This window comes from Stenotrophomonas sp. AC248 (genome assembly GCF_979258185.1).
In genome coordinates, this window is sequence record NZ_OZ409840.1 from 3,062,674 (window position 1) to 3,088,820 (window position 26,147).

General features: G+C 67.4%; 20 protein-coding genes and 1 pseudogene. 6 read left to right on the plus strand and 15 right to left on the minus strand.

Annotated features, from left to right (window positions below; translation table 11 throughout):
* Nucleotides 1-54 precede the first annotated feature (54 nt).
* Complete coding sequence (locus tag ACZ0AE_RS13985; RefSeq protein ID WP_463601399.1) at nt 55-885, plus strand: SEL1-like repeat protein; 831 nt, start codon at nt 55-57, stop codon at nt 883-885.
* A gap of 15 nt (nt 886-900) precedes the next feature.
* On the opposite strand, the gene ACZ0AE_RS13990 is transcribed toward ACZ0AE_RS13985, so the two are convergent.
* A complete protein-coding gene (locus tag ACZ0AE_RS13990) occupies nt 901-2,499 on the minus strand; it encodes a phytoene desaturase family protein (RefSeq protein WP_463601400.1) in 1,599 nt (532 codons plus the stop codon).
* A gap of 231 nt (nt 2,500-2,730) precedes the next feature.
* On the opposite strand from ACZ0AE_RS13990, the gene ACZ0AE_RS13995 reads away from it, so the two are divergent.
* Both ACZ0AE_RS13995 and ACZ0AE_RS14000 read left to right on the plus strand, forming a co-directional pair.
* Nucleotides 2,731-4,845, plus strand: coding sequence for a M13 family metallopeptidase (locus ACZ0AE_RS13995; RefSeq protein ID WP_185753530.1), 2,115 nt, complete (start codon nt 2,731-2,733; stop codon nt 4,843-4,845).
* 541 nt (nt 4,846-5,386) lie between these two features.
* Entirely contained in the window at nt 5,387-7,396 is a 2,010-nt protein-coding gene (locus ACZ0AE_RS14000) for a M13 family metallopeptidase (RefSeq protein ID WP_463601401.1), read from the plus strand.
* 120 nt (nt 7,397-7,516) lie between these two features.
* Here the strand turns inward: ACZ0AE_RS14000 and ACZ0AE_RS14005 are convergent, their stop codons facing one another.
* From ACZ0AE_RS14005 to ACZ0AE_RS14035, 7 genes and pseudogenes are all read right to left on the minus strand, one after another.
* Nucleotides 7,517-9,178: a DUF4166 domain-containing protein gene (locus tag ACZ0AE_RS14005; protein ID WP_463601402.1), complete on the minus strand. Its 1,662-nt coding sequence runs from the start codon at nt 9,176-9,178 to the stop codon at nt 7,517-7,519.
* A gap of 97 nt (nt 9,179-9,275) precedes the next feature.
* The gene (locus ACZ0AE_RS14010; protein WP_038687159.1) at nt 9,276-9,947 is read right to left on the minus strand and encodes a rhomboid family intramembrane serine protease; all 672 of its coding nucleotides are present in this window, start codon (nt 9,945-9,947) and stop codon (nt 9,276-9,278) included.
* A 99-nt stretch (nt 9,948-10,046) separates the two neighbouring features.
* Nucleotides 10,047-10,505, minus strand: coding sequence for an MGMT family protein (locus ACZ0AE_RS14015; RefSeq protein WP_448134132.1), 459 nt, complete (start codon nt 10,503-10,505; stop codon nt 10,047-10,049).
* On the minus strand, nt 10,412-11,332 hold the full coding sequence (locus ACZ0AE_RS14020) for a DMT family transporter (RefSeq protein ID WP_463601403.1): 921 nt from the start codon (nt 11,330-11,332) through the stop codon (nt 10,412-10,414). The genes ACZ0AE_RS14015 and ACZ0AE_RS14020 overlap by 94 nt, the downstream gene beginning before the upstream one ends.
* A gap of 88 nt (nt 11,333-11,420) precedes the next feature.
* Nucleotides 11,421-12,776: a glutathione-disulfide reductase gene (gorA, locus tag ACZ0AE_RS14025; protein ID WP_038687154.1), complete on the minus strand. Its 1,356-nt coding sequence runs from the start codon at nt 12,774-12,776 to the stop codon at nt 11,421-11,423.
* Between the two features lie 114 nt (nt 12,777-12,890).
* A pseudogene (locus tag ACZ0AE_RS14030) lies at nt 12,891-14,149 on the minus strand (DUF418 domain-containing protein).
* A 98-nt stretch (nt 14,150-14,247) separates the two neighbouring features.
* The gene (locus tag ACZ0AE_RS14035) at nt 14,248-14,727 is read right to left on the minus strand and encodes an FKBP-type peptidyl-prolyl cis-trans isomerase (protein WP_038691951.1); all 480 of its coding nucleotides are present in this window, start codon (nt 14,725-14,727) and stop codon (nt 14,248-14,250) included.
* Nucleotides 14,728-14,837: 110 nt separating this feature from the next.
* Between ACZ0AE_RS14035 and ACZ0AE_RS14040 the strand changes: the two genes are divergently transcribed.
* From ACZ0AE_RS14040 to ACZ0AE_RS14050, 3 genes are all read left to right on the plus strand, one after another.
* Nucleotides 14,838-15,365: a C40 family peptidase gene (locus ACZ0AE_RS14040; protein ID WP_425598310.1), complete on the plus strand. Its 528-nt coding sequence runs from the start codon at nt 14,838-14,840 to the stop codon at nt 15,363-15,365.
* Between the two features lie 131 nt (nt 15,366-15,496).
* Nucleotides 15,497-16,273 (plus strand): C40 family peptidase, encoded by a 777-nt coding sequence (locus ACZ0AE_RS14045; protein ID WP_038687151.1) that lies wholly within the window; start codon nt 15,497-15,499, stop codon nt 16,271-16,273.
* A 682-nt stretch (nt 16,274-16,955) separates the two neighbouring features.
* Nucleotides 16,956-18,293 carry a sigma-54 interaction domain-containing protein gene (locus tag ACZ0AE_RS14050; protein WP_463601404.1) on the plus strand — a complete coding sequence of 446 codons (1,338 nt, stop codon included), beginning with the start codon at nt 16,956-16,958 and terminating at the stop codon, nt 18,291-18,293.
* A gap of 235 nt (nt 18,294-18,528) precedes the next feature.
* Here ACZ0AE_RS14050 and ACZ0AE_RS14055 read toward each other — a convergent pair whose 3' ends face one another.
* The 7 genes from ACZ0AE_RS14055 to ACZ0AE_RS14085 form a co-directional block, all read right to left on the minus strand.
* Complete coding sequence (locus ACZ0AE_RS14055) at nt 18,529-19,833, minus strand: hypothetical protein (RefSeq protein WP_038687148.1); 1,305 nt, start codon at nt 19,831-19,833, stop codon at nt 18,529-18,531.
* 48 nt (nt 19,834-19,881) lie between these two features.
* A complete protein-coding gene (locus ACZ0AE_RS14060) occupies nt 19,882-20,640 on the minus strand; it encodes a hypothetical protein (RefSeq protein ID WP_038687146.1) in 759 nt (252 codons plus the stop codon).
* An 8-nt stretch (nt 20,641-20,648) separates the two neighbouring features.
* On the minus strand, nt 20,649-21,347 hold the full coding sequence (locus ACZ0AE_RS14065; RefSeq protein WP_038687144.1) for a C39 family peptidase: 699 nt from the start codon (nt 21,345-21,347) through the stop codon (nt 20,649-20,651).
* A gap of 135 nt (nt 21,348-21,482) precedes the next feature.
* Nucleotides 21,483-22,892, minus strand: a complete 1,410-nt coding sequence (locus tag ACZ0AE_RS14070) for a hypothetical protein (RefSeq protein WP_038687142.1) — start codon at nt 22,890-22,892, stop codon at nt 21,483-21,485.
* A gap of 44 nt (nt 22,893-22,936) precedes the next feature.
* The gene (locus ACZ0AE_RS14075) at nt 22,937-23,575 is read right to left on the minus strand and encodes a hypothetical protein (RefSeq protein WP_038687140.1); all 639 of its coding nucleotides are present in this window, start codon (nt 23,573-23,575) and stop codon (nt 22,937-22,939) included.
* Complete coding sequence (locus ACZ0AE_RS14080; protein WP_447594974.1) at nt 23,572-24,105, minus strand: hypothetical protein; 534 nt, start codon at nt 24,103-24,105, stop codon at nt 23,572-23,574. Before ACZ0AE_RS14080 ends, ACZ0AE_RS14075 begins: the two co-directional genes overlap by 4 nt.
* Nucleotides 24,106-24,807: 702 nt before the next feature.
* The gene (locus ACZ0AE_RS14085) at nt 24,808-26,136 is read right to left on the minus strand and encodes a dicarboxylate/amino acid:cation symporter (RefSeq protein ID WP_038687136.1); all 1,329 of its coding nucleotides are present in this window, start codon (nt 26,134-26,136) and stop codon (nt 24,808-24,810) included.
* Nucleotides 26,137-26,147: the final 11 nt, after the last annotated feature.

The following is a 26,147-nucleotide window of genomic DNA, read 5'->3' on the forward strand; positions in this document are numbered from 1 at the left end:
CGCCGGACCATGCCCCCGTCGGCATCCGCCCCGGGCTGATCAAGGAATGATGCTATGAATACCCCGCGTTATCTGCTTTACCCCCTCTTCGCAGCGCTGCTGCTGCCGGCGGTTGCAACCGCCGCGCCACCGGCCGCCAAGGCCAAAACCGGCACCGCGTTGCCCAGTGATCCGGTCGACGATCCGTTGATGATCAGCGCCGGGTTCCTCAACGGCCACCCGGACCTGCGCTTCCGCATGCTGGGTATGGAAAAAATGCGCGGCAACGACCCGACCGCCGCGTTCGCGTTCTTCCAGCGCGCCGGGTTCTATTCGGACAAGGTGTCCCAGGCGATGGTGGCCGAGATGCTGTGGAATGGCACCGGCACGCCGGTCAACCGCGCGTTGGCCTATGCCTGGATGGACCTTGCCGCCGAGCGTGGCTACAAGGGCTTTGTCGAGCTGCGCGAGCGCTACTGGGCCAACTTGAGCGCCGCCGAACAGGCGCAGGCCGTCACCGAGGGCGAGGCGATCTATGCCCGCTTCGGTGATGAGGCGGCGGCGCCGCGACTGAACCAGGCGATGCGCCGCGAGCAGCACCGCTTGACCGGCAGCCGCACGGGCTTTGCCGGCAACGTGAAGATCCTGGTGCCGGGTCCGAACGGCGTGGTCGAGCAGATCGACGGCTCCAAGTTCTATGACCAGCGCTACTGGGACCCGGACAAGTACCGGCAGTACCAGGACAGCATCTGGATGACGCCGCGGGTGGGCCGGGTCGATGTGGGCACGGTGAGCACGGTGCCGGTCACCGGCGACCGCAGTACGCGCATCCCCGAGGTCAAGCCGCAGGTAGATGCCAGCGAGCCGCAGACCGAAGAGTTGCAGCCGGATCTTGACGGAAAGTAGCCGCGTCGCTGCGGCTCAGCCGCGCAGGATCACCTGCGCGGCGTTATGCCCCGGTGCACCGGTGACACCGCCGCCGGGATGCGTGCCGGACCCGCACAGATACAACCCCGGCAACGCGCCGCGGTAGTCGGCCTGGCCCAGCATCGGGCGTGCACTGAACAGCTGGTTGAGGCTCAGCGCGCCGTGGAAGATATCCCCGCCGATCAGGCCGAAGGTCCGCTCCAGGTCCAGCGGGCTCAGTACCTGCCGGCCCAGTACCGAGGCGGCAAATCCCGGCGCATGCTGTTCCACCGTGGCGATCATCAGGTCGGCCACTTCATCACGATGATCATCCCAGCTGCGCCCGTGCGGCAGCTGCGGTGCGACGTGCTGGCAGAACAGGCTGGCCACGTGCTGCCCGGGCGGCGCCAGCGAATCGTCCAGCGTGCTGGGAATGAGCATCTCCACGATCGGCTCGCGCGACCAGCCGTGCTGGCGCGCATCGGTGTAGGCGCGGTCCATGTAATCCAGCGACGGGGCGACGATGATGCCGGCGGTCAGGTGGTCGCCCGCACCGGGCAGGCAGCGGAAGTCGGGCAGCTGTGACAGCGCCACGTTCATGCGGAAGGTGCCCGAGCCGCAGCGCCAGTTGGCCATGCGTTCGCGCGTGGGCGCCGGTACCTCGTCGGCGGCCAGCAGTTGCTCGTAGAGCAGTTTCGGGTTGACGTTGGCCACCACCGCGCGGGCGTCGATGCGCTCGCCCTCCAGCGTTTCCACGCCCACCGCCCTGCCCGCCTCGACCCGCACGCGGCGCACGCCGGCATCGGTGCGGATCTGCGCGCCGGCCTGCATGGCCGCACGCGCCATCGCCTGGGTGATCGCGCCCATGCCGCCGATGGCGTGGCCCCAGGCGCCCTTGACCCCGTTGCTCTGGCCGAACGCGTGGTGCAGCAGCACGTAGGCGGTGCCCGGCGCATACGGGCTGGCGTAATTGCCCACCACGCCGTCGAAACCGAACAGCGCTTTGATCGGCGCACTCTCGAACCAGCGGTCGAGGTACTCGGCGGCGGAAATGGTGAACAGGTCCAGCAGCTCCTGGCGCAGCCCGGGCGACAGCGCGTGCAGCCGCCGCCCCAGCTGCCCCGCCCGCCACAGTTCGGGCAGGGCCTGCAGCCAATGTCCGCTGCCCACGTTGGGCGGCGCCTGCAGTGCAACGGCGCGCAGCACGTCGGCGAATACCTCCAGCCGTTGTTCGTAAACCGGCAACTGCTCCGCGTCGCGCACGGAGAAGCGGCGCACCTCGGCCTGGGTAAGACCGGTGCCGGCCAGCAGGTAGCCGCCGTCGGGCAGTGGCAGGAAATTGTTGATGCGGCGCGGCACCACCGTCAGCCCGTGCCCGGGCAGGTCCAGGTCGGCGATTACCTTGGGCTGCAGCAAGGACACCGTGTAGGACGCCACCGAATTGCGGAAGCCCGGATGGAATTCCTCGGTGACCGCCGCACCCCCGACCACCCCGCGGCGCTCCAGCACCAGCACGCGCTTGCCGGCGCGCGCCAGGTACGCCGCGCAGACCAGGCCATTGTGCCCGGCGCCGATGATGACCGCGTCCCACGCCTGCGCAGAAGGGTTTGCCATGGCCGTTGTATACACCGCCACGGCAGGGCGTGTCGCCCCACAGGCCACGACTTTGCCGCTGCGGTCGTCCGGCCGTGCCGAAGGCGGTGACCGGCCCCACGCAGGGGCGGCTTGCCATCGGCCATGACCTTCGACACCCTTGCAGGCCGGGCCAGCGGCGTATCGTCTGGCCCACGGCCCCGCAGGGGCCAGCCCACGCATGACCCATCGGCCTGGAGGCCATTCACAGTGATCGCTCGCACTCCCAAGATTGTTCTGCTGACCCTGGCCGTTTCGGCCGCGCTGGTCGGCTGCGGCAAGAACGAAACCCCGGCTACGGACAGCGCGGCCTCCACCGCCGCACCGGCCACCCCTGCCGCTGCTGCCACCGAGTACAAGCTCGACGACAGCAAACTGCCGGCCTACAACGCCTTCCACCCGTCCGACCTGGACACCAGCCTGGACGCCTGCAACGCGTTCGGCGACTACGTCAACAGCAAGTGGCTGGCCGCCAATGAGATTCCGGCCGACCGCACCAGCTGGGGCGCCTTCACCATCCTGGACGAGCGTTCGGTTGCCGTGCAGCACCAGCTCGCCGAGCAGGTCGCGGCGGTGAAGAACCCCAGCGGTATCGAGAAGATCGTCGGTGACTTCTGGGCCACCGGCATGGACGAAGCCAAGATCAACGCGCAGGGCATCGAGCCGATCAAGGCCGACCTGGCCGCCATCGACGGCCTGCAGAGCAAGGACGCCGTCGCCGACTTCCTGCGCAGCAGCGCGGCCAAGGGCGAGAACGTGCTGTTCGGCTTCGGTCCGGAAGCGGACTTCAAGAACTCCAGCATGAACATGGCGTACGCCAGCCAGGGCGGCCTGGGCCTGCCGGACACCACCTACTACACCGACGCCAAGAACGCCGACAAGCTCAAGGCCTACCAGGCGCACGTGGCTAAGGTGCTGGAACTGTCCGGCGTTGCCGCCGCCGATGCGGCCAAGCAGGCAGCTGACGTGGTGAAGTTCGAAACCCGTCTGGCCAAGGCCTCCAAGTCCAGCGTCGAGCTGTCGCGCGATGTGTCGCTGTACTACAACCCGGTCACCCTGGCCGATGCCGACAAGCTGACCCCGAACTTCAGCTGGACCAAGTTCTTCGAGGCCCAGGGCGTGGCCGCGCCGGAGAAGTTCTCGCTGGCCATTCCGTCCTTCCACCAGGAAGTGAGCAAGGCGCTGGGTGACACCGATCCGTCGGTGTGGCGCGCCTACCTGCGCTTCCACACCGTGGACGGCGCCTCGCCGTACCTGGCCGATGCGTTCGTGGATGAGAACTACGCGTTCTACGGCAAGACCCTGAACGGCCAGAAGGAACAGAAGCCGCGCTGGAAGCGCGTGCTGGGCACCATCGAGAACGACGCCGGCGATGCGTTCGGCCAGCTGTATGTGAAGGTCGCCTTCTCGCCGGAAGCCAAGGCCAAGATGGAAGAACTGGTCAAGAACCTGGCCGCCGCGCTGAAGGAGCGTATCCAGGGCCTGACCTGGATGAGCGACGAGACCAAGGCCAAGGCCATTGCCAAGTGGGAAACCTTCACCCCGAAGATCGGCTACCCGGACAAGTGGCGTGACTGGAACGGCCTGACCACCGGTCGCGACAGCTACCTGGGCAACGTGCGCGCGGCCAACGCCTTCAACTACAAGTGGAGCCTGTCCAAGATCGGCAAGCCGGTGGACAAGACCGAGTGGGGCATGACCCCGCAGACGGTCAACGCCTACTACAACCCGCTGCAGAACGAGATCGTGTTCCCGGCCGCCATCCTGCAGCCGCCGTTCTTCGACCCGAAGGCCGACGACGCGCTCAACTACGGCGGCATCGGTGCGGTGATCGGCCACGAAATGACCCACGGTTACGACGACCAGGGCAGCCGCTTCGGGCCGACCGGCAACTTCGAGAACTGGTGGAACGCGGCGGACACCAAGAACTTCAGCGGCCTGACCGGCAAGCTGGTCAAGCAGTTCGACGGGTACAAGGTGGACGGCCAGGCGGTCAACGGCAAGCTGACCCTGGGCGAGAACATCGCCGACCTGGGCGGCGTGGCAACCGCCTACGACGCGCTGCAGAAGGCCTCGGCCGGCAAGGAAGATCCGAAGATCGACGGCTTCACCCGCGATCAGCGCTTCTACTTCAACTGGGCCACCGTGTGGCGCACCAAGTACACCCCGGAAAACGCCAAGGTCCGCCTGGCCACCGATCCGCACGCCCCGGCGCAGTTCCGTGCCATGGGCGCGCCGTCGAACCTGCCGACCTTCGCCGCTGCGTTCCAGTGCAAGGCCGGCTCGCCGATGGTCCGCGCCGGCGACCAGCAGGTCGTGATCTGGTAACCCATCGCGCCACCGCGTGATCCGCTGCAATCAAAGGCCCGGGATTTCCCGGGCCTTTGTTTTTTCCTTTGCAGGTATCGCGATTGGTCAATTGAACACAGCAAGCAGAGCAAAAGCCGCCGGCGTGCGACTGGACTGCATTGGGCCGGTTGGGGTGGGTTTGCGGGACACGCTGCAAGTACGTCCATGTAAGCTCCGTCGCCGCATCCATGCGGCTCAGGGTCCCGCAAACCCACCCCCACCAGCCCTTGGACAACTCCCGGCACGCACGGAAAAGCAAACCTGCCCTGCGTGCTTTCGCTTTTCTTTGGATGCCGACCCACTGTCGAAGGCGGGGGTGTGGGGTTTCGCGGGACCGTTGGGCGCCATGGATGGCGCTCACGAGCCTCCAGGGATGGATTTACGGCGTGTCCCGCGAAATCCCACACCCCCGCCTCGTGGGATCTACGTGCCAAAGGCCTTTGCCTTTCTTCCCCATCACGCTCTTTTCGCTTTGCTTGGTACACTCGCGCGATCCCAATCCACACTGGATTCGCTTTACATGTCCAACCTCCGTCCGCTCGCCCTTGCCCTGGGCCTTGGCCTGGCCTCCCTGGTCATCGCACACGACGCGCACGCTGCGCCGAAGAAGAAGGCCGCGCGTGCGCCGGCGGTCAGCGCCCAGTGCAGCGACTTCTATGAAGCCAGCAATGGCGCGTGGCTGAAAGCCAATCCCGTGCCGCAGACCGGCGCCACCACCGCCCTTGGGCAGCTGGCCGAGCGTACCCGCCTGCAGCAGCGCGAGCTGCTGGATGCGTCCATGAAGACCCCGCAGGGCACCGTGCAGAAGCTGCTCGGCGACTTCTGGGCCAGCGGCCTGGACGAAGCCGCGGTTGAAGCCGACGGCTCCAACCCCATCGCCCCCCTGCTGACCCGCATCAACGCCATCAAGAAGGCCAAGGACGTCCCCGCCTCGATCGCCGCGCTGCACCAGGTCGGCATCCCGGTGGCCTTCAACTTTGCCCCCGACGTGGACCTCAAGGCGCTCGACCGCCACATCGGCTACTTCATGCAGGGTGGCATGGGCCTGCCCGACCCGGCCTTCTACACCCGCACCGACGCCGACACCGTCGCGCTGATGGCCCGCTACCGCGCCTACGTCAAGCAGATCCTGGCCCTCACCGGCACCCCGGCGGCCAAGCTCGACGCCGAAGCGCAGGCCGTCATCGCGCTGGAAACCGAACTGGCGCGCAACGCACAGTCGCTGGCGGGCATCAACAACCCGTTCAACAACTATGCCCCCATCTCCACCAAGGACCTCAACAGCCGCTACCGCAACCTGCAGCTGGATGCGTTCCTCAAGGTCCAGGGCGTCAACGACGACCTCGTCTCGCTGGCCGACCCCGCGCTGTTCAAGCAGCTGGACGGCATGGTCACCCGCATCAAGCCGGACCAGTGGAAGGCCTACCTGCGCTGGCGCGTGGGCGATGCCATGGCCCCGTACCTGTCCAAGGCCTACCGCGATGCCGAGTTCGAATTCCGCGGCCGCGTGATCCGTGGCGAAACCATCGCCCCGGCGCGTTGGGAACAGACCCTGGATGCGATCAACGTCGCCGCCGGCCCGATGCTCGGCCGCGAATATGCCAGCAAGTACCTGTCCGCCGATGATCGCCGCCAGGCAGCGGTGATCGTCGACAAGATCCGCGAAGTGCAGATCGATGCGGTCAAGCGCAGCACCTGGCTCAGCAACGATGCCAAGACCGAAGCGCAGGCCAAGCTGGCCGCGCTGAAGATCGAAATCGGCACCCCGCTGCGCGACCTCGACTACAGCGTGCAGCCGATGGGCCGTGGCAGCTTCGGCGGCAACATGCTGATCGCCTCCACCTGGCGCCACCGCGAAGAAATGAAGCGCATCGGCAAGGGCAACGCCGACCGCCGCTGGGACGTGCTGCCGCAGCAGCCCGCGCTGGCCTATGACATCGCGCAGAACCGCCTGATCGTCACCGCCGCCGTGCTGCAGGGCCCGGTGTTCAACGCCAAGGCCGATGCCGCCGACAAGTTCGGCAGCTTCGGTGCCCTGGTCGCCCACGAACTGACCCGCGCCATCGATGCGAAGGGCGCGCTGGTGGATGCCAAGGGCGAACTGCGCAGCTGGTGGACCCCGGCCGACAAGACCGCCTGGACCCTGCTGGGCAGCCGCGTGGCCACCCAGTACAGCGCGTACGATTTCCCGGGCATCAAGGGTGCCAAGGTCAACGGCGAACTGACCCGCGAGGAAAACCTGGCCGACGTGGCGGGCCTGGAACTGGCGTGGGAAGCCTACAAGGCAGTGGAACCGTCGGCCAAGCCGGCTGCCCAGCAGGGCTTCTTCCGCGCATGGGCCGCGCTGTGGGCACAGCAGCTGTCGCCGAACGAGGCCGCCCAGCGGCTCACCGCCGACGTGCTGGCCCCGGGCCGCTGGCGCACCAATGGCGCGCTGTCCAACCTGCCGGCGTTCGGTGCGACCTTCAGCTGCAAGCCGGGCCAGCCGATGCAGCGCGTGGACAACGACCAGATCAAGGTCTGGCGCTGAGTCCAGCCGCAGGCACGGTCAGGAAAAGGGCGCCTTCGGGCGCCCTTTTTCGTTGCGCGCCGACGTTCGCCGCGGCACCGGCATCCCACCCCGGGCGCTAGAGCCCCGCATGACGTGGCTTTACAGTGGGTCCGCCACCAAGCTGCCGCGGTAGCCCACGATCAAGCCGACCCACGGCGCGGCGATCTCCACATCGAACACAAAGCGCCCATCGCGCTCGGTCTCGAACGTGTTTCCGCCAGGTAGCAGCGCCTTCGGCAGCGGAATGCCCAGGCACGACCAGCGGCGCGCCACCAACCGCAGGCAGTCGGCATCGACCACCAGTGCCAGCGCCACATCGATGATGCCGAAGCGCTCCACCAGCAGGTGCGTGTTCCTGCCCTGCCCGCGGCGCTGCCAGGAAGAAAACCGGCGGCCGCCGAAATCGCGGATCCAGCGTTCGCCGCCACGCTCGGGAGTAAAGCCCACGCTGACCGGCACCGCGCTGGCCGCCGGTGGAAACCCGATCAGCGCTGCCACCATCCGTGCCAACAGCCCGCGCCCACGCCGCACCTCGGCGGTGCCGCGCCAGCGCCGCGCGCCCGCGTCGGCGTGCAACGCCTGCACCTGCGCCGGCAACTGCGCGAAGGCACTGCCCAGCACCTGCTGGTACAGCGGCGCCTGCGGGTCTTCGCTGCGGAAGCCGGTGAAGATTGCACGGCCCTCGAACAACCGGTCGTAGTCCGACAACGCCAACGCGTGCGTGGCGGGCCGCGCGCCCTCGGCCGGCGTCTCGCCCGCCAGCAGCTTGCGCACCACCGCCTCGATCGCCATCGACGGAATGTACGGGCCGTCCTCGCCCTCGGCGAGCAGGTGCCAGCTTTCCTCCACCGCCTGGCCGCCACGCGTGCCGGTGGCGTGCACGTACATGCCGCCGCGGTGCTCGCCGAACTTCATCCGGTTGAGCACCGTGTAGAACAGCTGTGACAGCGGCACCAGCGATGGCAGGCCGAACCGGGCACGCGCCCTGGCCAGCAGGTTGAGCACCCGATGCAGCACTTCCGGCACCGGCCCGGCGCCCATCCAGATATCGGTCAGGGTCGGATGCTCGGGCGGAATCACCTGCAGGTCGGGCACGTCCACCAGCGAAAAATGCAGGTTGCGCAGCGGTACCTTGCCCGGCACGGCGATGGTGAAGCGCCGGCTCTCGGCCAGCCCCAGCCCGTGCGAAGGTGCGCCGTTGCGCTGCAGCTTCACCGGTGCGCCCGCATACCCCACTACCGCGCGCATCACGTTGAGCCCGATCCCGGCATACGGCGACGGTGCGATGCCGCCTTCCACCGCCACGATATCCATGCGCCCGGCCATGTCGCGCAGCACCGCGGCGGTCAGCACCGGAAAGCTGCTGACCCCGGACAGCACGAAGATCCCGGCGGCTTTGGCCTGCGCGTCGAACTGCGCCACGCCGAACACGAAATCGGCCGCATCGGCGAAGTCCAGGTAGGGAATACGCGCGGCAATACAGGCCTCGATCACGCTGTACGGGTGCTCGCCGTAATCCTGGAACGGACCGGAGGCATCCACCAGCAGGTCGGGCCGTTCGGCGTTCAGCAGCGGCGCGATGTGCTGCCGGTCGGCCTGCAGCGGGCGCACCAGCGGCGTGCCCGTGTAGCTGTCGCAGAAGGCGGTCGCCGCGGCGAGGTTGCGGCCGCAGATCAGCAGTTCGAGGTCGGCCCGGTCGCCCAGCAGTCGCGCCAGGCGCCCGCCGAAGACGCCATACCCACCCAGGTTCAGTATTTTCATGCGCGAAACGTCCTTGCTTCTGTTCAACCCGTGGCCTGGATACGACGAAGGGCACCGTGGGTGCCCTTCGCGTGATGTGCCGCCTGCACGTTCGCCGCTAGCGGACGCTGCGGAGGTGGTTTTTGCGCGGACCGCCGCCCGGCGGGCGCTTGTTGAACGGCGGTTGGCCGCGCCAGTAACGGATCAGCAGCCAGCCAAACAGCATGCCGCCCAGGTGCGCGAAGTGGGCCACGCCGGGCTGCCAGCCGGTGGCGCCGAGCATCAGCTCCATCGCGCCGAACACGATCACGAAGGTGCGTGCCTTCATCGGAATCGGCGGGAACAGCAGCATCACCCGCTGGTTCGGGAACAGCATGCCGTAGGCCAGCAGCAGCCCGAACACGCCGCCGGAGGCACCGAGCACGGTAGCGGGGTCGGCCATCATCATGCCCACCAGCAGCTGGCACAGCCCGGCGCCGACGATGCAGACCAGGTAATAGGTCAGGAAGCGCTTTTCGCCCCAGGTCTGTTCCAGCGGCGCGCCGAACATGAAGAGCGCCAGCATGTTGAAGAACAGATGGCCGAAGCCCCCATGCAGGAAGCCGTAGGTGAGCAGCTGCCAGGGCTGGAAGTTGCCGCCCGGCGAGAACGGATCGAAGCCATCGCGCAGCGGCTGCAGCATGAACGGCTCGAAGGTGCCGTTGCCCAGCAGGAACGGTTGCTGCAGCAGGAACAGCACGATGTTGGCAATCAACAGTGCCTTGGTGACGGTGGGCAATCGCGGAAACATGAGGGCATCCTTTGGAACCGTGCCCATCATAGCCGCAGCGCCCCGCCCTGGCCGCCTCCTGCGTCGTCGCATTCAACCACCGCACACCCGTGCCGATGGTCAGCCCGGCCCCCACAGGGAGGCGTCGAGGTCGTCGCCGGTGGTGCGCGGCATCTGCGTGACCCGACCGCGCTCGATGGCCACGCCTTCGGCGCGCAGGCGCTGGCTCTGCTCACGCCACCCGTGCGACCCCTCGGGCATGGCGATGCGACCGTCCGAGCGCAGCACCCGATGCCACGGCAGGTCCGGGTCCTCGTTCATGCCCAGCACGCGCGCGGTGAGCCGCGCCCTGCCCGGCAGGCCGGCCTTGGCCGCCACCTGGCCGTAACCCATCACCTGCCCGCGCGGGATCGCGCGGATCACCGCCAGGATGCGCTCGCGCGCCTGCGCGGCCGCATCGGCAGCCGAAGCGACCTCGGCCGGTGTCACGCGCGTACGCGGCTGACCAGCAGCACCCCGAGCAGCACCAGGGCGGTTCCCAGGGTCTGCCAGGGCCCCATGGGTTCGTCGAGCAGCCATAGACTCATCACGATGGTGGATACCGGGCCGAGCATACCCACCTGGGCCGCCAACGACGAGCCGATCCGCTTCACCGCCAGCATGATGGCCAACACCGGCAGCACCGTGCACAGGGTGGCGTTGATCAGCGACAGCCAGTACACCGGGGTGGGTGCCTGCCCCAGCGCGGCCAGCGGATGCAGCACCGCGAAGTGCAGCACGCACAGCACGCAGGCCACGCAGCTGGCGTAGGCGGTAAGCCGGATCGCGCCGATCCGCGCCACCACCTGGCCGCTGCCGAACAGGTACAGCGCATAGCTCAGGGCACTGGCAAACACCAGCGCACTGCCGAGCAGGATGCGCCCTCCCTCCAGCTGCAGGTCATGGCCGAACGCCAGCAGCACGCCCAGATAGCTCAGCCCCAGCGCGACCAGCTGCCAGCGCCCGGGGCGCTTTTTCAGCAGCACCAGGCTGATCAACAGCACCAGGGTGGGATTCAGATACAGGATCAGCCGTTCCAGGGTCACGCTGATGTACTGCAGGCCCTGGAAATCGAGCAGGCTGGACAAGTAGTAGCCGGTGAAGCCCAGCCACACCACCCGGCCGCGATCGCCCCACGACAACGCCGTTGCCCGCCGCGCCGACCACACCGCCAGCAGCGCGAACAGCGGGAAGGCCATCAGCATGCGCAGCGCCAGCAGCGTGGTGGCATCCACGCCATGCCGGTAGGCCAGCTTGACGATCACCGCCTTGCCCGACGCGGCGATGGCACCCACCGCGGCCAGCGCGATGCCGCCGGCAGCGATGCGGGCGGAGGAGGTGGGCAGCGCGGAAACAGGTGGCGGCATCGGGACGGCAGACGGCCGCACGGGGCGGCCGGAGGATGGAATGAAGATCGAATTGTCGCACGGTGGGGGAGTGCGCGAATGCGCGCGCCTACCGCATCAAAACGATCTCTTCGGCCGACGTCGGGTGGATCGCCACGGTGTCATCGAACTGGGCCTTGGTCGCGCCCATCTTCACCGCCAGCGCGAAGCCCTGCAGGATCTCGTCGGCAGCGTCACCCAGCAGGTGCACGCCTACCACGCGTTCTTCTTCGCCCACGCAGACCAGCTTGAACAGGCTGCGTTGGGTGCCGTCAGACAGCGCTTCCAGCATCGGGCGGAAGTTGCTGCGGTACACGCGCACGTCGCCATGCTGCTCGCGCGCCTCTTCCTCGCTCAGCCCCACCGCGCCCAGCGCCGGGTGCGAAAACACCACGCTGGCGACGTTGGCATAGTCCATCTTTGCCTGCGGGTTGCCCCCGAACAGGCGGTCCATCAGCTTGCGCGCGGCCGCGATCGCCACCGGCGTCAGCCCGACCTTGCCGGCAATGTCGCCCACCGCGTGCACGCTGGGCACGGCGGTGGTCTGCCAGTCGTCGACCTCGACCTCGCCCTTGTCGCCCACCACGATCCCCAGCGCTTCCAGCCCCAGGCCGGCGCTGTTGCCGCGGCGGCCGGTGGCGAAGAACAACTGGTCGAACACCGCCTCGTGCGGGCCATCGTGGCCGTACGCCACCACCGCCTCGCCCTCACGACGCAGTTCGCGCAGGCGATAGTTGAAATGCACCTGCACGCCCTGGTGACGCAGGTTCTCGGCCAGCTGCGCAGTGAGTTCGGCGTCGAAGCGTTCCAGCAAGCGCTCGCCCCGCACCAGCAACGTAACCTTGCTGCCCAGCGCCTGCAGCAACCCGGCCAGTTCAACGGCGATATAGCCACCGCCGACGATGGCCACGCGCGCCGGCGCGCTGCACAGGTTGAAGAAGTCGTCCGATACCGCGCCCAGTTCCGCACCCGGAATGTCCGGCCGCTGCGGATGGGCGCCGGTGGCAATCAGGATGTGCGTGGCGCTGATGCGCACCCCATCGCTGCATTCCACCGTATGCGCATCGACCAGCCGGCCCTTGCGCGGCACCCGTACCACGTTGTTCTCGTTCAGGCGCTTGAGATAGCTGGCATGGATGTTGGCGATGTAAGCCTGGCGATGCACCACCAGTTCCTTCCAGTCCAACGCCGGCCGCACCGGCACGTCGAAGCCCATCGCCGCGGCCATGCCGATCTTGGCCGACAGGTCGGCCGCCAGCCACATCGCCTTCTTGGGCACGCAACCCACGTTGACGCAGGTGCCGCCCAGTTCGCCCGGCTCCAGCATCGCCACGCGCTGCCCATGTTGCGCAGCGCGGAACGCCGCCGCCAGGCCGCCGGAGCCGCCGCCCAGCACGATCAGGTCATAGTCGTAGTGATTGCTCATGGATAGTGCTCGACTCGGTAAGGTGCGCCACACGGTGCAACGCTGTTGTCGCCACCACGCATGCAGGCCATGAGCATGCCATGTCCGGCTGCGATCCAGCCGTGAGGACGGTGCTCAACGTGGGGTAGCCGCGCGTCGCAACGGCGGCCAATGCAGGTAGGTCATCGCCCGCCACACCCACTCCAGCGGGCCGAAGCGGAAATAGCGCAGCCACACCGTGCTGGCCACCACCTGCAGCGCGAACAGCGCCATCGCGAACGGCACCTGGCCGGCGCGTGGCATCTGTTCAAAGGCGCCCAGGCCGTAGCCGTAGAACACCCACGTGCACACCAGCGACTGCGCGATGTACTGGGTCAGCGCGGTCCGCCCGACCGGTGCCAGCCATGCAAGCCGCGCGCGTGCCTGCACGATCCAGGCCAGGTAGCCCAGACACATCAGCAGCGACGCCACCGAATTCAGCGCGAAGGCCGCACCACTGGCGGCGGTGAAGGTTCCCGGCGCCAGGTAGGGCTGCCAGAGCGCACTGGCCACCATCATGGCCAGCCCGATCGGCAGTGCGACCCAGCGCAGCCACCGGTACAGCCGCGCGAAATTGTCCGGCGTGGCCAGCGCACCGCTGCGGGCGAACCAGCTGCCGATCAGGAACATGCCCAGCACTTCCGGGCCCACCACGATGACGGCGCTGAGCTGGGCGAAGAAATCACGCAGGCGCTGCACCACCGCCTGCAGGTAAGTGCCATGGCCATACGCCTGGCGCTGCATGTCGATGGTGTGCCCGGCCTGGGCCACGGCATCACGCACCTGCGTGCCCGCCGGTTCCAGGTGCGTCGACAGGCCCATCAACAGGCCCAGCAGCAGCATCAGCGCTGCCGCGCACAGATAGGTCAGCACGCCCATCGCGGGCAACCAGCGCGTGGGGGCCTCGCGGCAGGCCAGCAGGGGCAGCGACACCAGCGCGTACACCACCAGGATGTCGCCGGACCAGACCAGCAGCGCGTGGCACAGGCCGATCAGCAGCAGGGCCGCACTGCGCCGCAGGTAGAACGGGGTGAACGCACGCCGGGCCGCGTCGGCACGCTGGGCCATGATCGCAAAGCCAGCGCCGAACAACAGCGAGAACAGGGTGAAAAACTTGCCTTGCACCAGCACGTAGATGGCCGCGTCAGCGGCGTAGTCCATGCCGTGCCAGTGCGGGTCGATGCCGGTGAAAGCCAGGTCCAGCGGACCGCTGAAGGCCTCCATGTTCATCAACAGGATGCCGAACAGGGCGAACCCGCGCAGGATGTCCAGCACCGCGATGCGGTCGCCGGCGGCAACCGGCTGCAGAAGGGGGAAGCAGCGTTCACAGGCACTCCGTCCGGCAAGGCGGTCATTATGCGGCGGCGCTGGCGCTCACGAACGCAGCGTGCGGGGCGCCCAACGGCAACGGCCCGCCGAAGCGGGCCGTTGGATCAGGCGGGTTGGCCAGCACTCAGTGCTGGTGGCCACCGTCGCCGTGCACGTGGCCGTGCTCGAGTTCTTCGGCCGCCGCTTCACGCACGTCGACGATCTCGACCGAGAAGTGCAGGTCCTTGCCGGCCATCGGGTGGTTCAGGTCGACGTCGACCACGCTCATGCCGACCTTCTCAACGGTGACCGCACGCGGGCCGAAGTTGGTCTGCAGCACGACCTGCTGGCCCGGAACCAGCTTGCTGGTGCCGAAATGCTTCTTCGGCACGCGCTGGGTCAGGCCCTCGCGGCGTTCGCCGTAGGCATCGGCCGCCTTGACGTCCACCTCGAAGGTGGCGCCGGCTTCCTTGTCCATCATGGCGCTTTCCAGGCCCGGGATGATGTTGCCGTGGCCGATCAGGATCGCCAGCGGATCACGGTCCTTGGAGCTCTCGATCGGCTCCTGGCCCTGCTCGGCAACGGTGTAGTGGAAACGGACGACGCGGTCTTTTTCGATCTTCATGCGCAACTCTGGCTGGTCGCTGCCGATGGCAGACGGGTGGGGCGGGTTGTTCCCCGCCGGATACGCCGCCATCATGACGGCCTTCTGAGGCCGCGCATTATCCGGACAACCTGCACATGACGCCAGTTCCGCGCACGACCCGACTGGCCCTGCTGGCCCTCACCGCCCTGTTGAGCGCCTGTGGCGGCGGCAAGACCACCCGTCCCGCCGCCCCGCCCGCCTCCACCCAGGTCTGGCCCAGCGTGGTTCCCAACGACCCGCAGGCGGCGAATGCGGTGCTGATGCGCGCCATCGGCCTGGTCGGCACGCCCTACCGGTACGGCGGCAACACCCCCGAGTCGGGCTTCGACTGCAGCGGCCTGGTGACCTACGTGTACCGCGAGATGCTCGACCTCAAGCTGCCCCGGACCTCGCGCGACCTGGCCGCCGTGCAGGGCCCGAAGATCGAACCCAAGCGCCTGGCGCCGGGTGACCTGGTGTTCTTTGGCAGCCGCGGCAACGTGTCACATGTGGGCATTTACGTCGGCGAAGGACGTTTCGTGCACGCTCCGAGCACCGGCGGCACGGTCCGGCTGGACTCGCTCGGGGGGGCCTACTGGAAGGACCACTACACCGGTGCAAAACGCGTTCTGCACTAAGCTGAACAGGGGTAAGGGTCAAATTTGTGATGCGCATCACGTGTTTGTAAACGAAAAATTAACGAAATTTGTACCTAATCACTGCGCTTACACGGCATCATCACCCATCGTTTTTATTAAGTGACCGCCGCGTGACGACAGCCGACCTGCCAAGCCAAGGCCAGACCGCCGCCCCCCAGCGCTGCACCCGCTCCGTTTTTCTCGCCCTCGCGCTCTGCCTGGCCAGCCTTCCGGCTTGGGCTCAGACCGCACCGGCCACCGCTGTCGATGCCGCTTCGGCCGGCGCCAGCACCCCCGAATCCCCCGCGGTGGCAAAGCCCAAGGCTGACGCCCCCGCCCGCAGCAAGGCCGACGCCGCTGCCAGTGCCACCCTCGCCGCCCTGCTTCCCCATCTGGCCGCGAACGACACCATTCCCCTGATGGACCGCTCGGCGATGTTCGCCGGCGACCTGAGCCGCCTGCTCGCCAACTACGACGCCAGCAGTGGTGCCAACGGGGCCGTTGTAGGCGGCGCGGCCGACAACGGCAAGGTGCAGTCGCTGCTGCGCCGCGCGATGACCCTGCTGGGCACGCCGTACCGCTGGGGCGGCACCTCGCCGGACAGCGGTTTCGACTGCAGCGGTCTGGTGGGCTACGTGTTCCGCACCGCCCTGGGCATCGAACTGCCGCGCGTGTCGCGCGAGATGGCCCATGACGGCGAAGCCGAGCTGATCAACGACCGCAACGCGCTGGCTGCCGGCGATCTGGTGTTCTTCGGCCGCAAGGGCCGGGTTGACCACGTGGGCATCTACGTCGGTGAAGGCCGCTTCCTGCACGCCCCCAGCACCGGCAAGGACGTCCGCGTGGACAGCCTGATGACCGGCTACTGGAGCGCCAAGTTCATGCAGGCCCGCCGCGTCGACCTCTGAGTCACCGCCGCCCGTCTGTCGAAAGAACCGCTGCCCTGCAGCGGTTTTTTTTTGGGTCTTCTCCCATTTGAGAGGAGCGTCTGTTGCAAGGGCCGTCGCAGAGTGAGCACGACGCGAGGAGGGTGACCGGGTGTGCAGGCGTCGTTTGGATCGGCTGGCGCCTCCGATCGGGCGGTCGCGAGCGTGAGGGCCCCGTAGCGGCCGGCAGGCCCCTGGCGCAAATGTCCCCCGGCCGCGGGGCGGCCTCCTCCTTTATTTTGCCCAGGGGCCTACCGGCCGCTACGGGGCTCGGCTTGCGGTAAGCAGGGGAAGCCAGGCTTTTCTGGCGCCGTAGGTGGGTCGGGCGCTGGGCCCCCATGCCCTTGGAGGCGAAATAAAGGGGGAGGGGGCGGCCGCAGGCCGACGCCGGAGGACATTCGTCGGAAAGGGCATGGGGGCCCAGCGCCCGATCCACCGACGGCTGCGCCTGGAAAGCATCAAGGCACGCTTCTGCGTACCCCGCCTATTGGCCGCTGCCGCCCCCAACCCGCGTTGTCCTTCTTGTCGAACACGCAACAGCCAGTAAACCAAGTGCCTGCCCGCCTCGTCGGTCCAGGCTGCGGACCCGGACGTGGGGCGGCACGTCCAAGGCCACCGGACCAGCATCAGATTCCGCCCGTGATCCTCGTCTACAAGGTGACGCATGGCGGCAGTCCCTGAATTTCCGGCCCGGTGTGTAATCTGGTTTGGGTCCCCGCAGACGGCCGAACGCACCGCCCTGGCGGCCGCAGGGTGGCAGGTCCGTGGCGTGGCCACTGACGACTGCGTGGCCATCGGCATGCGCGGCAGTGACCACGTGGTAGGCCTGCTCGACCTGCGCACCGCCTTGCCGGCCAACCTGGCCCGGCTGCAGGCCCTGCTCGACGAACACCGGCACATGACCCTGCTGGCCATCCTGCCCGCCGGCGCCCCGCCGCCCTCGCCCGCCCTGCAGGCACTGCTGGCCGTGTGCGTGGAAACCTTTGCCGCGCCGCTGGACCTGGCCCGCATCGTCCAGCGCCTCCAGCAACTGGCTGGCGACGCCAAGCAGCCGCCCACGCACGGACCACAGCAGCTCATCGGCGACAGCCCCGTCCTGCAGGTCGCGCGCAGCGCCATCCGCAAATTCGCCCCGGTCGACCTGCCGGTACTGATCACCGGCGAAACCGGCACCGGCAAGGAACTGGCCGCCCAAGCCCTGCACGCATTGTCGCCGCGCCATGCCCGGCCGTTCCTGGCCGTCAACTGTGGCGCCATCCCGGCCGCGTTGGTCCAGTCCGAACTGTTCGGCCACGAACGGGGCGCCTTCACCGGCGCCGCCAACCGCCGGCTGGGCCTGTTCGAGACCGCCAGCGGCGGCACCGTGTTCCTCGATGAAATCGGTGACCTGCCACTGGATGCGCAGACCAACCTGCTGCGCGTGCTGCAGGAAGGCACCATCGAACGGGTCGGCAGCAACAAGCCGCTGGCGGTGGACGTACGCGTGCTGGCCGCCACCCACGTCGACCTGGAACAGGCGGTGGAGCGCGGCCAGTTCCGCCGCGACCTGTTCTACCGCTTGAATGTCCTGCGCCTACCGCTACCGCCACTGCGCGACCGCGGCAGCGACATCCTGCTGCTGGCCCAGCACTTCCTGGCGAGCTTCCGCGACCGCCACGTCACCCGCGCGCGCGGCTTCAGCGCCGATGCCAGGCGCGCCCTGGAACGCTTCCACTGGCCAGGCAACGTACGTGAACTGCTCAACCGCATCCAGCGCGCGGCGATCGTCACCGACGGCGAACTGATCAGTGCCGCCGACCTGGAACTGGTCCCGGCGCAGCTGGAGATGCCGCAGCGGCTGCTGCATGACGCACGCAGATCGGCCGAACGCGACGCGCTGCTGCACGCGCTGCGCCAGAACGAATTCAACATCACCGCCTGCGCCCGCGACATGCAGGTCTCACGGGTAACGGTCTACCGACTCTGCCGCAAACACCAGCTGGCCCTCCCCGAGTTGCGCTGAGCGGATCTACCGACAACTGTCGCGCGCCGAAAGACACCGACCTTCGCAGCCGGCAGCAGAGCGCGCCGTTGCATCCCGCAAGCCGAGCCCCTTGGCGGCCGGCAGGTCCTTGGCAAAATAAAGGAGGAGGCCGACGCGCAGGCGTCGGCCGGGGGACATTTGCACAAGGGCCTGCCGGCCGCCGAGGGGCCCCGACGCTGCCGGCACGCGCAAACGGAGCCGCACACCCCGCCACTCACAGCATGTACGGCACTTTGAAGGCGAGGGTGAAATCGGGCGCGTCCGGGGTCAGGCCGATGCCCAGCAGACTCACCAGCGTGGTATTGCGGTTCAGCGCGTAAGTGATGCCCAGGTTCAGCGTGCCAGCGTTGGCGTCGCTGCCGATCACCTTGAACCATTGGCCATCGCGGTAGCGCGTGGAGGCCCGGCTGCTCAGCTTGTCGCTGAAGGAAATGCTCAGGCTGGTGCGCTCGTTGAAGGCGAACGCCACGCCCGCACCGAAGTAGTACGACCCGCCCAGCTTCACTTCGCCCGGGTTGACCGTATCCGGGTTGGCATCCAGGTCGTCGAAGCTGCGCGGGAAGGAATGGATGTAGCCGATATTGGCGAACAGGATCGCCGGGTCGGCGGTCTTCACTGCCGACAGGCCCACGTTGGCCTGCCACACCCCGTTGCCGGTGGGCTGCTGTTCGGGCACCGCGAAACGGATGAAGTCATCGTCGTCGCGCTCCAGCACCTTCCAGTCCAGGCCATACGGCGCGCGTCCGGTAGGTGCGGTCGCGCCTACGGTAAGCACCGTTTCCGGCCAGCGACCATGCTCGGCGAACAGCCGGTAGTTGGCGCTCAGGCCAACATCGCCGATGCCGTTGCCGGTGGTTTCTTCCTGGGCGATCGCTGCGGCCGAACCGCCGGCACCGCCCTTCTGGAACACGGTTTTGCGCGCCAGGTAGGGCACGTCCAGGTTCAGGGTAAGCCGGGGGCTCACGCCCCAGCGCGCGGCCAGGTTGTAGGTGAGCGTGTCCGACTCGACGTTCTCGATGGCGATGTTACCCAGGAAAATCGCATCCAGGGCCAGGAAGCCGTTGAGCGTCACCTGTTTGCGGTCATAGCGTGAGTAGGTGAGGCTGTTTTCCACGGTGAAGCGGCGACTGAACAACGCCGCCTGCTGCTGCTTCACGTCATCCACGCTGCGCCGCGAGGCCTGCTTGGCCTGCTGCGCCTCTTCGGCGCTGCTGGCGTAGCCGTCCGCGCTGGCGGGGGCGGCGGGCGTACCGGCGGGCAGCGGCGGGGGCGGCGGGGCTGCACCGGCCACCGGCGCGGTCTTGCCCGTGAGCCGGGCCTGCATCGCCTGCACCTGCATGTCCAGTTCGCGCAACCGGCGCACTTCCTGCGCGTAGTTGGCCTTGAGGGTTTCCAGCTGCGCGATCAGCGCCTTGACGTCGGCCTCATCGGCCGGCGCGGCCTGCGCATGCGCGCCGGCCGCGGCCATCAGTGCCAGCGCCGCCAGCGCCAGCGGTGTTACGCGTGTCGAGGTATGCATTGCCTTGGTCCACGTTGTGGTGTCACTCCCCCTGCCCGGCCACGGGGACTACTGGCCGGGACCCATGCCGACACCCCGCACCAGCGTCATCGCCTGGGCCACGTTCTGGCTGAGCGGGACGTTGCTGGCCAGCGATTGCCGGACAAGATCGATCTGCATGCGATTGCTTACGGCCTGGCCGTCGCTGCCCAGGGCGATGCTCTGCCCGACACTGCCGCTGCGGATCCACTGCTGTACCGCGCCGACGCCGTCGATCTGCAGCTGCACCTTGGCGTTGTTGCCGTCCAGCTGCGCCACCGCGCTGACCCCGCCCTGCTGCAGGCTGGCCAGGTGCTGGCCCTGCGCCGCCGGCGCGGGTGCATCGCCGTCGCGCACGTTGAGGTGGGTGGTATTGCTGGCCACGTTGCCGTCACCGGCAACCTGGATGCTCTGGGTCAACCCGGCCACGTTCTGCAGGCCGCTGGCATCGATGCTGCGCCCGGTGGAGACCGGCAGCGGCGCATCGGCGGCAGTGACCGTCACCGACGGGGTGAAGCTCACCTTCGGCGCACCGCCGGCACGGAAATCCATGCCCAGGGTGAGCGCGCTGGTGGCGGCCTGGTTGCCGCTGTTCCACTGGGTGATCATGGTCACCCCGAACCACGCCACGCTGCTGCCATTGACCGTGTAGCGCCCGCGCATCAGGCTCAGCTCGGGATCGGGGATTTCACTGAGGCCCTTGCCGGGCCGTCCTTCATCGGCGTGTGCCGGCAGGGCCCCCAGCAGGGTCAGCAGCAATACACCGTGCGTCCAGCGTGCGATATTCATGGTGCCTCCTAGAACAAGTCGGCATGGGTGAAGCCGAAATCCACCAACTCCGCGTCGGTGATCGGCCCCTGCCGGGCATACAGCGAGCGCGCACTGGGCCGTTCGCCGGGCTGCAGCAGCACCGTGTTGCGATCGAAGTCACTCCCGATCACGATGAACACGGCGCGCGACGGCCACGCCTGCAGAAATTCGCTGACGGGAATGCTGCGGTTGCCCAGGATCGGGTCGGCCACGTCCACCACATCGTTGCGGACCTGCTTGAGGACCACGAAATGGCGGAAGCCACGCACATCCATCAACACCAGACCGGGCACGCGCAGTGAGCGCAGGCGCTCTTCGTTGACGCGGTAGCCGCGTCCGCGCATGCCCATCGATTCAACGTACCGTTTGATGTCCAGCAGCGAGAACCCCCGCTGGTGGACCAGTTGCGGGTCCGAGACCCCCATCATGCCTTCGATCACCGTTCCTTCGTCCGCCTCCAGGTGGTAGGCGTATCGCAGGATCGTGGCCAGGGCCGCCGCGCCACAGCTGTAATCGGTGTGTTGCCGCACCACGTTGCGGAAGCGCCGTTCCTGCATGCTTTCCACACGCTGGGTCAGCACCGCGCCGTTGGGCAGCACGCCACTGAAGCCGACATCGCCGGCACGCGCGGCGCCGAACGGCAGCATCAGCAGCAACAACGACCCGTACAGCGCGTGCTTGAACATTGGCGTGGCTCCGGATAAGGAAGGAGCCCCTGCCCCAAAGGGGGAGAATGGGACAGGGGCCCCCGGGGGCCCGGCCATTGGCGGATGGCCGGGTTTGTTGCGCTCAACGCGTACTGCTTGCGAAAACGGACAAACTTACTCGCCGGTGCCGCCGCCACCGCCCCCGGTGGACGGCTGGGCAACTGCCAGGGCCAGACTGTTGGCCTGCAGGTTGCCGGTACCGGAGGCCACGTTCACCCCGATGTTGCCGGAGGCGCCGGAGAACGCACTGCCGGACAACGCCGCGGTGTTGGTCGCATCCACGTTCACCCAGCGGGTGGTGGACACGGTGCCGCTCAAGCTGGCATACAGATCGGCCACGCCGAGTTCGACGAACCGGCTGGTGCCGCTCTCATCGGTATCAAAGGCGATACCGCCCACGCCTTCCCGGTTCGGGTTGGCCGTTGCATTCTGGATCTCGTTGTCCATGTCGATGTGGCCGGTTGCATTGCCACTCGGATGGTCGAGTTCACCATTCCAGGTATCCAGGTAGTAGTTGTCCTTCTGGTACGCATTGCCGCTGCCGCTGTAGGTACCGGCGCCGACGGCGAGCGTGCCACCGGCCACGCGCCCACGCAGGCTGACGTTGACGGTGTCGGTCATGGAGCGCAGGTAGCCGGCGTTGGCAACGGTGTTGCCGGTGGATACCTGGTTGGAGCTGATGCTCGAGGTGGCATAGGCACTGGTGGCCACGGAGGCAGCGAGCGCATTCTTCTGCTCGTTGTTGTTGCCCGAGGCGACGTTGGCACCGATGTTGCCCGAGGCGCCGCTGAAGGCATTGCCGCCCAGGCCCGCAGCGTTGGTCACGCCGGAGTTGAGGGTGGTGTTGCCCGCGCCGTACTGGTTGACGAACACTTCGGCGTCGGCCATGCCGAAGCTGAAGGAGGCGTCTGCCGCGGACAGCGAGGCGGCGTTGTCCTGCGCGTTGTTGTCGCCGGCGGCCACGTTGAAGCCGAGGTTGCCGGAGGCATCGGCGCCGACGTCATCGGCGATCGAGGCGCTGTTGGTGACCAGGCTGTTGGCGGCGTTGTTGTTGGTGATCGACTGGCGGTTGTCGATGATGGCGATCGCGGCCGAATCGAGGTCGATCGAGCCGGTGATTTCCGGGTCGCCGGAGAAGTTCACATCCGAGCTCAGGCGCATGTCCTTTTCAAGGTTCACGTCGACGCCGTGGTTGTTCTTTTCCTTGCGCTCGTCAGCCTGGATGTTGCTGTTCTCGTTCACCGTAACGTTGCGGTTGCGGGTGACGTTGCTGTTGACGGTGGTATTGCTGGTGGAGTTGTTGTTGGTGGTGGTGTTGCGGGTCCGGTTCCAGGTACGCGAATCGGTATCCGTATCGGTGTTGGTATTGGTGTTGGTGCGCGTCTCGGTCACGTTGTGGACGTGGTTGATGTTCGCATTCTGGTTCTGGTTGTCGCGATCGTTGCCCCAGCCGTTGGCGCCGGCGGAAGCAGACGCGGCGGCAATGGCCAGCGCAAGTACGGTCCGTTTCATGTTGGTGTTCATGGTGCCCTCTCTCTCATCACAGACAATCGGGTGGATGTGACTACTCACGGGGTGGACTGCACCGAGATGCTCAGTTGATTGGCGGTGGCGTTGCCGGATCCCGCGATCTGATTGAGTTGCAGGACGCCGTCGAAGCCCTGCAGCGCGGTGGCTTCCACCGCCACGCTGCGGGTTCCGGCCGGCCGGCCGCGAGTGACGGCCGCCTGCCCCCCTGCTGACACGAGCGCCCCCGATGAGGCCAGGGCCTCGTCGTTCGACTCGCGTATGCCCTGTTGCGCCAGCGTGGCGGTGACGACGTTGAGCGTCGCGTTGCCGGCCCCGCTGGCCTGGTTGATCATGGCGACGCCGCGGGCGCCGCTCAGTGCCTGTCCGCCGATGGTGGCGCTGGCATCCATCGGGCCGTCGCCGAGCACCTGGTTGGCGCTGTGTTGCTGGCGGGCGTTGATGGCAATGTGTGCGTTGGTGCCGTTGGCGATGCCGAGCAGGTTGGCCTGCTGGTTGAGGTCGCCGGCGGTCATGTTGACGGTGATGGCACCGTCGGCGCCGGACAGCGCGCGGCCGTCGATGCGGCTGGTGTTGAGGTAGGTGAGCATGGTGGCGTAGTCATCGGGCTGCTGCGCGTGGAGCGGCAGTGGCGATGCGATGACGGTGGCCAGCAGGAGGGTGCGGTGCAGGCGGTTCATTTGCCGGGCCCGCCCGCAGGTTGGCCGAGCGGGAACTGCGCAAGCGCGCCGCGCACCTGGTCGCCGATGCCGCGGGTGGCGCCGGTGACCGCGCCCATGGGGCCGCCGATGGCGTTGCTGAGCTGGCCGCCGGAGAGCATGCCGCTGTCGGTGACTTTGCCCAGGGTGGAGGTGACGTTGGTGCCGGTGACGCGTTCGATGGTGGTCTGGGTGTGGGTTACGCCGGCGCCGGTGTTGGAGCCCAGGGATGCATAGTCATCGTCGCTGAGTTCGTCCATGCCGGTGGAGGTGCCCAGGGCCTGGCTGACTTCGCGCTTGGGCGAGGGGTCGGCGATGAGGGCCATGCCGGGAGGCGCGGGCCGGTAGGCCGGCCGGGCGGAGACGTCGCGCAGGAGGACGATTTCACCGGGCTGTGCTTTGACGCCCTGGCGTGCGCCGGAGGCCTGGGCGGCCATCGGCAGGGCCAGCGCGGTGGCGAGCAGCCAGAGTGCGGTGGTGGTGGTGGTGCGGTGTGCAACAACGCTGTCCATGGCGCCCTCCTCGAAACATGCGGAGGGGTAACGCAGCAATCGTGCCAACTCCACACGCGAGCAAACACGGGCCTTCGCCGCCGCTCAGGGTGTAACGCCGCAACAGCGTTGTTACAGATTCGTTGGAGATAACGTCTGCTGAACAAGCGCATCACACGACCACAAGCCCGCCGCTGCTCGGTTCTTCGTGGGTGTATCACCTGTGTTACACCGGCTGATACACCGTTTACAGCGCGTAGTCAGGTTGGTCGCACGCACTCCGGGGGCGAAGAGCGGCGGTTGCCTTGTGCTCCTAAGCTGGGCTGGGGTGGGTGGGCAGAGCAACAGGCAACAGCACGGCAATCCTCTGACTCCATTGCAACACCAGCGTTCGAGCTTCGGCCAACTGGGGAAACGGCAGTGCACATGCATGTGCCCGTGCAGTGGAACTCTTGCTCTCCTGTGCACACCGACTCAGTGTGAGGGGGCGGCATGGGTGGGTAGCCGGGACCCTGAGCGCCATGGATGGCGCGACGGAGCCTACAAGGATGTATTTACGGCGTGTCCCGGATACTCACCCATGCCGACCCACCCCAGCAACACTCGGACACCGGCTTTGAGCTGTCGAAGTTGAAGTTGAAGTTGAAGTTGCTTTCAGCTTCTAAAAAAACAGGCCCGCTTTCGCGGGCCCATCCTCATCCTCATCACCATCGAACGCGACACTCAGGACGCGCGTTTCTCCAACTCGTCCACGCCCAGATTGGTGGATGGATTGTCGTACACCGACTTGTCCAGCAACCCGGTCTCCTTGGCCACCAGCACCGGCACCAGCATCTGCCCGGTCACATTGGTCATCGTGCGCATCATGTCCAGGATCCGGTCGATCGCATACAGATACCCGATGGTCTCCAACGGCAGGTTCGCCGCGCTCAACACCACCGTCGCCATCACCACCGCCGTGCCCGGCACGCCCGCCGTACCGAAACTGCCCAGCACCGACGCGATCAACACCACGATGTACTGCTCCGGCGTCAACGGCACCCCCGTGTACTGCGCGATGAACACCGCACACAACGCGGGGTAGATCGCACCACAGCCGTCCATCTTGATGCTCGCGCCCAACGGCACCGCGAACGACGCGTAATCCTTGTTCACGCCCAGATTGTGCGTGATCGACCGCATCGCCGCCGGCATCGCCGCAAAGCTCGACGAACTCACGAAGGCTACCTGCATCCCCGGCGCCGCGCCGCGGAAGAACTTCAGCGGATTCAACCCGTGCGACAGCAGCAGCCCCCCGTACACCACCACGATATGGAACGCGCAGGCCACGTACAGCGCCAGCACGAAGTTGCCCAACGGCAGCAGCTTCTCGAACCCATAACTGCCCACCAGCCCGGCGATCAACCCGAAGGTTCCCAGCGGCGTCATCTCCAGCACGAAGCGCGTCACCTGGATCATGATGTCGCTCATCTGCCCGGTCAGCTTGCGCGCCTCGGCCACCTTGTCGCCCAGCTTCACCATCGCAAAGCCCAGCAGCCCGGCGAAGAAAATCACCGGCAGGATCGACCCGCGCCCCGCCGCCAGCACCGTCTCACCGGCCGCGTTCACCCGCGTGCCAATGCCGGTCAGCGCGTAGAACACGTTCGACGGCACCACGTCCATCAGCACCTTCACCACGCTGGGCACTTCGCGCGGCGTGTAGCCGTGGTCCATGCTCAGGCTCAGGTTGCCCGTGCCCGGCTGCAGGATCGTGCCCACCGCCAGCCCCACGCAGACCGCCAGTGCCGCGGTGATGATGAACCACAGGAACGTACGCCCGCCCAGGGCTGCCACCGACTTTTGCCCGTGCAGCGAAGAGATTGCGTTGATCACCGCGAAGAACACCAGCGGCACCGCGATCATCTTGATCAGCGTCACGTACAGGTCGCCCAACGGGCCGAACCAGACCTCGGCCGCCGGGCCCAGCAACCACCCGGCCAGCGCACCCAGCACGAAGCCGCCCAGCACGCGTTGCCAGAACGGAATCCGCAACCACGCAGAAACCAGCTTCATGAGCTTTCCAG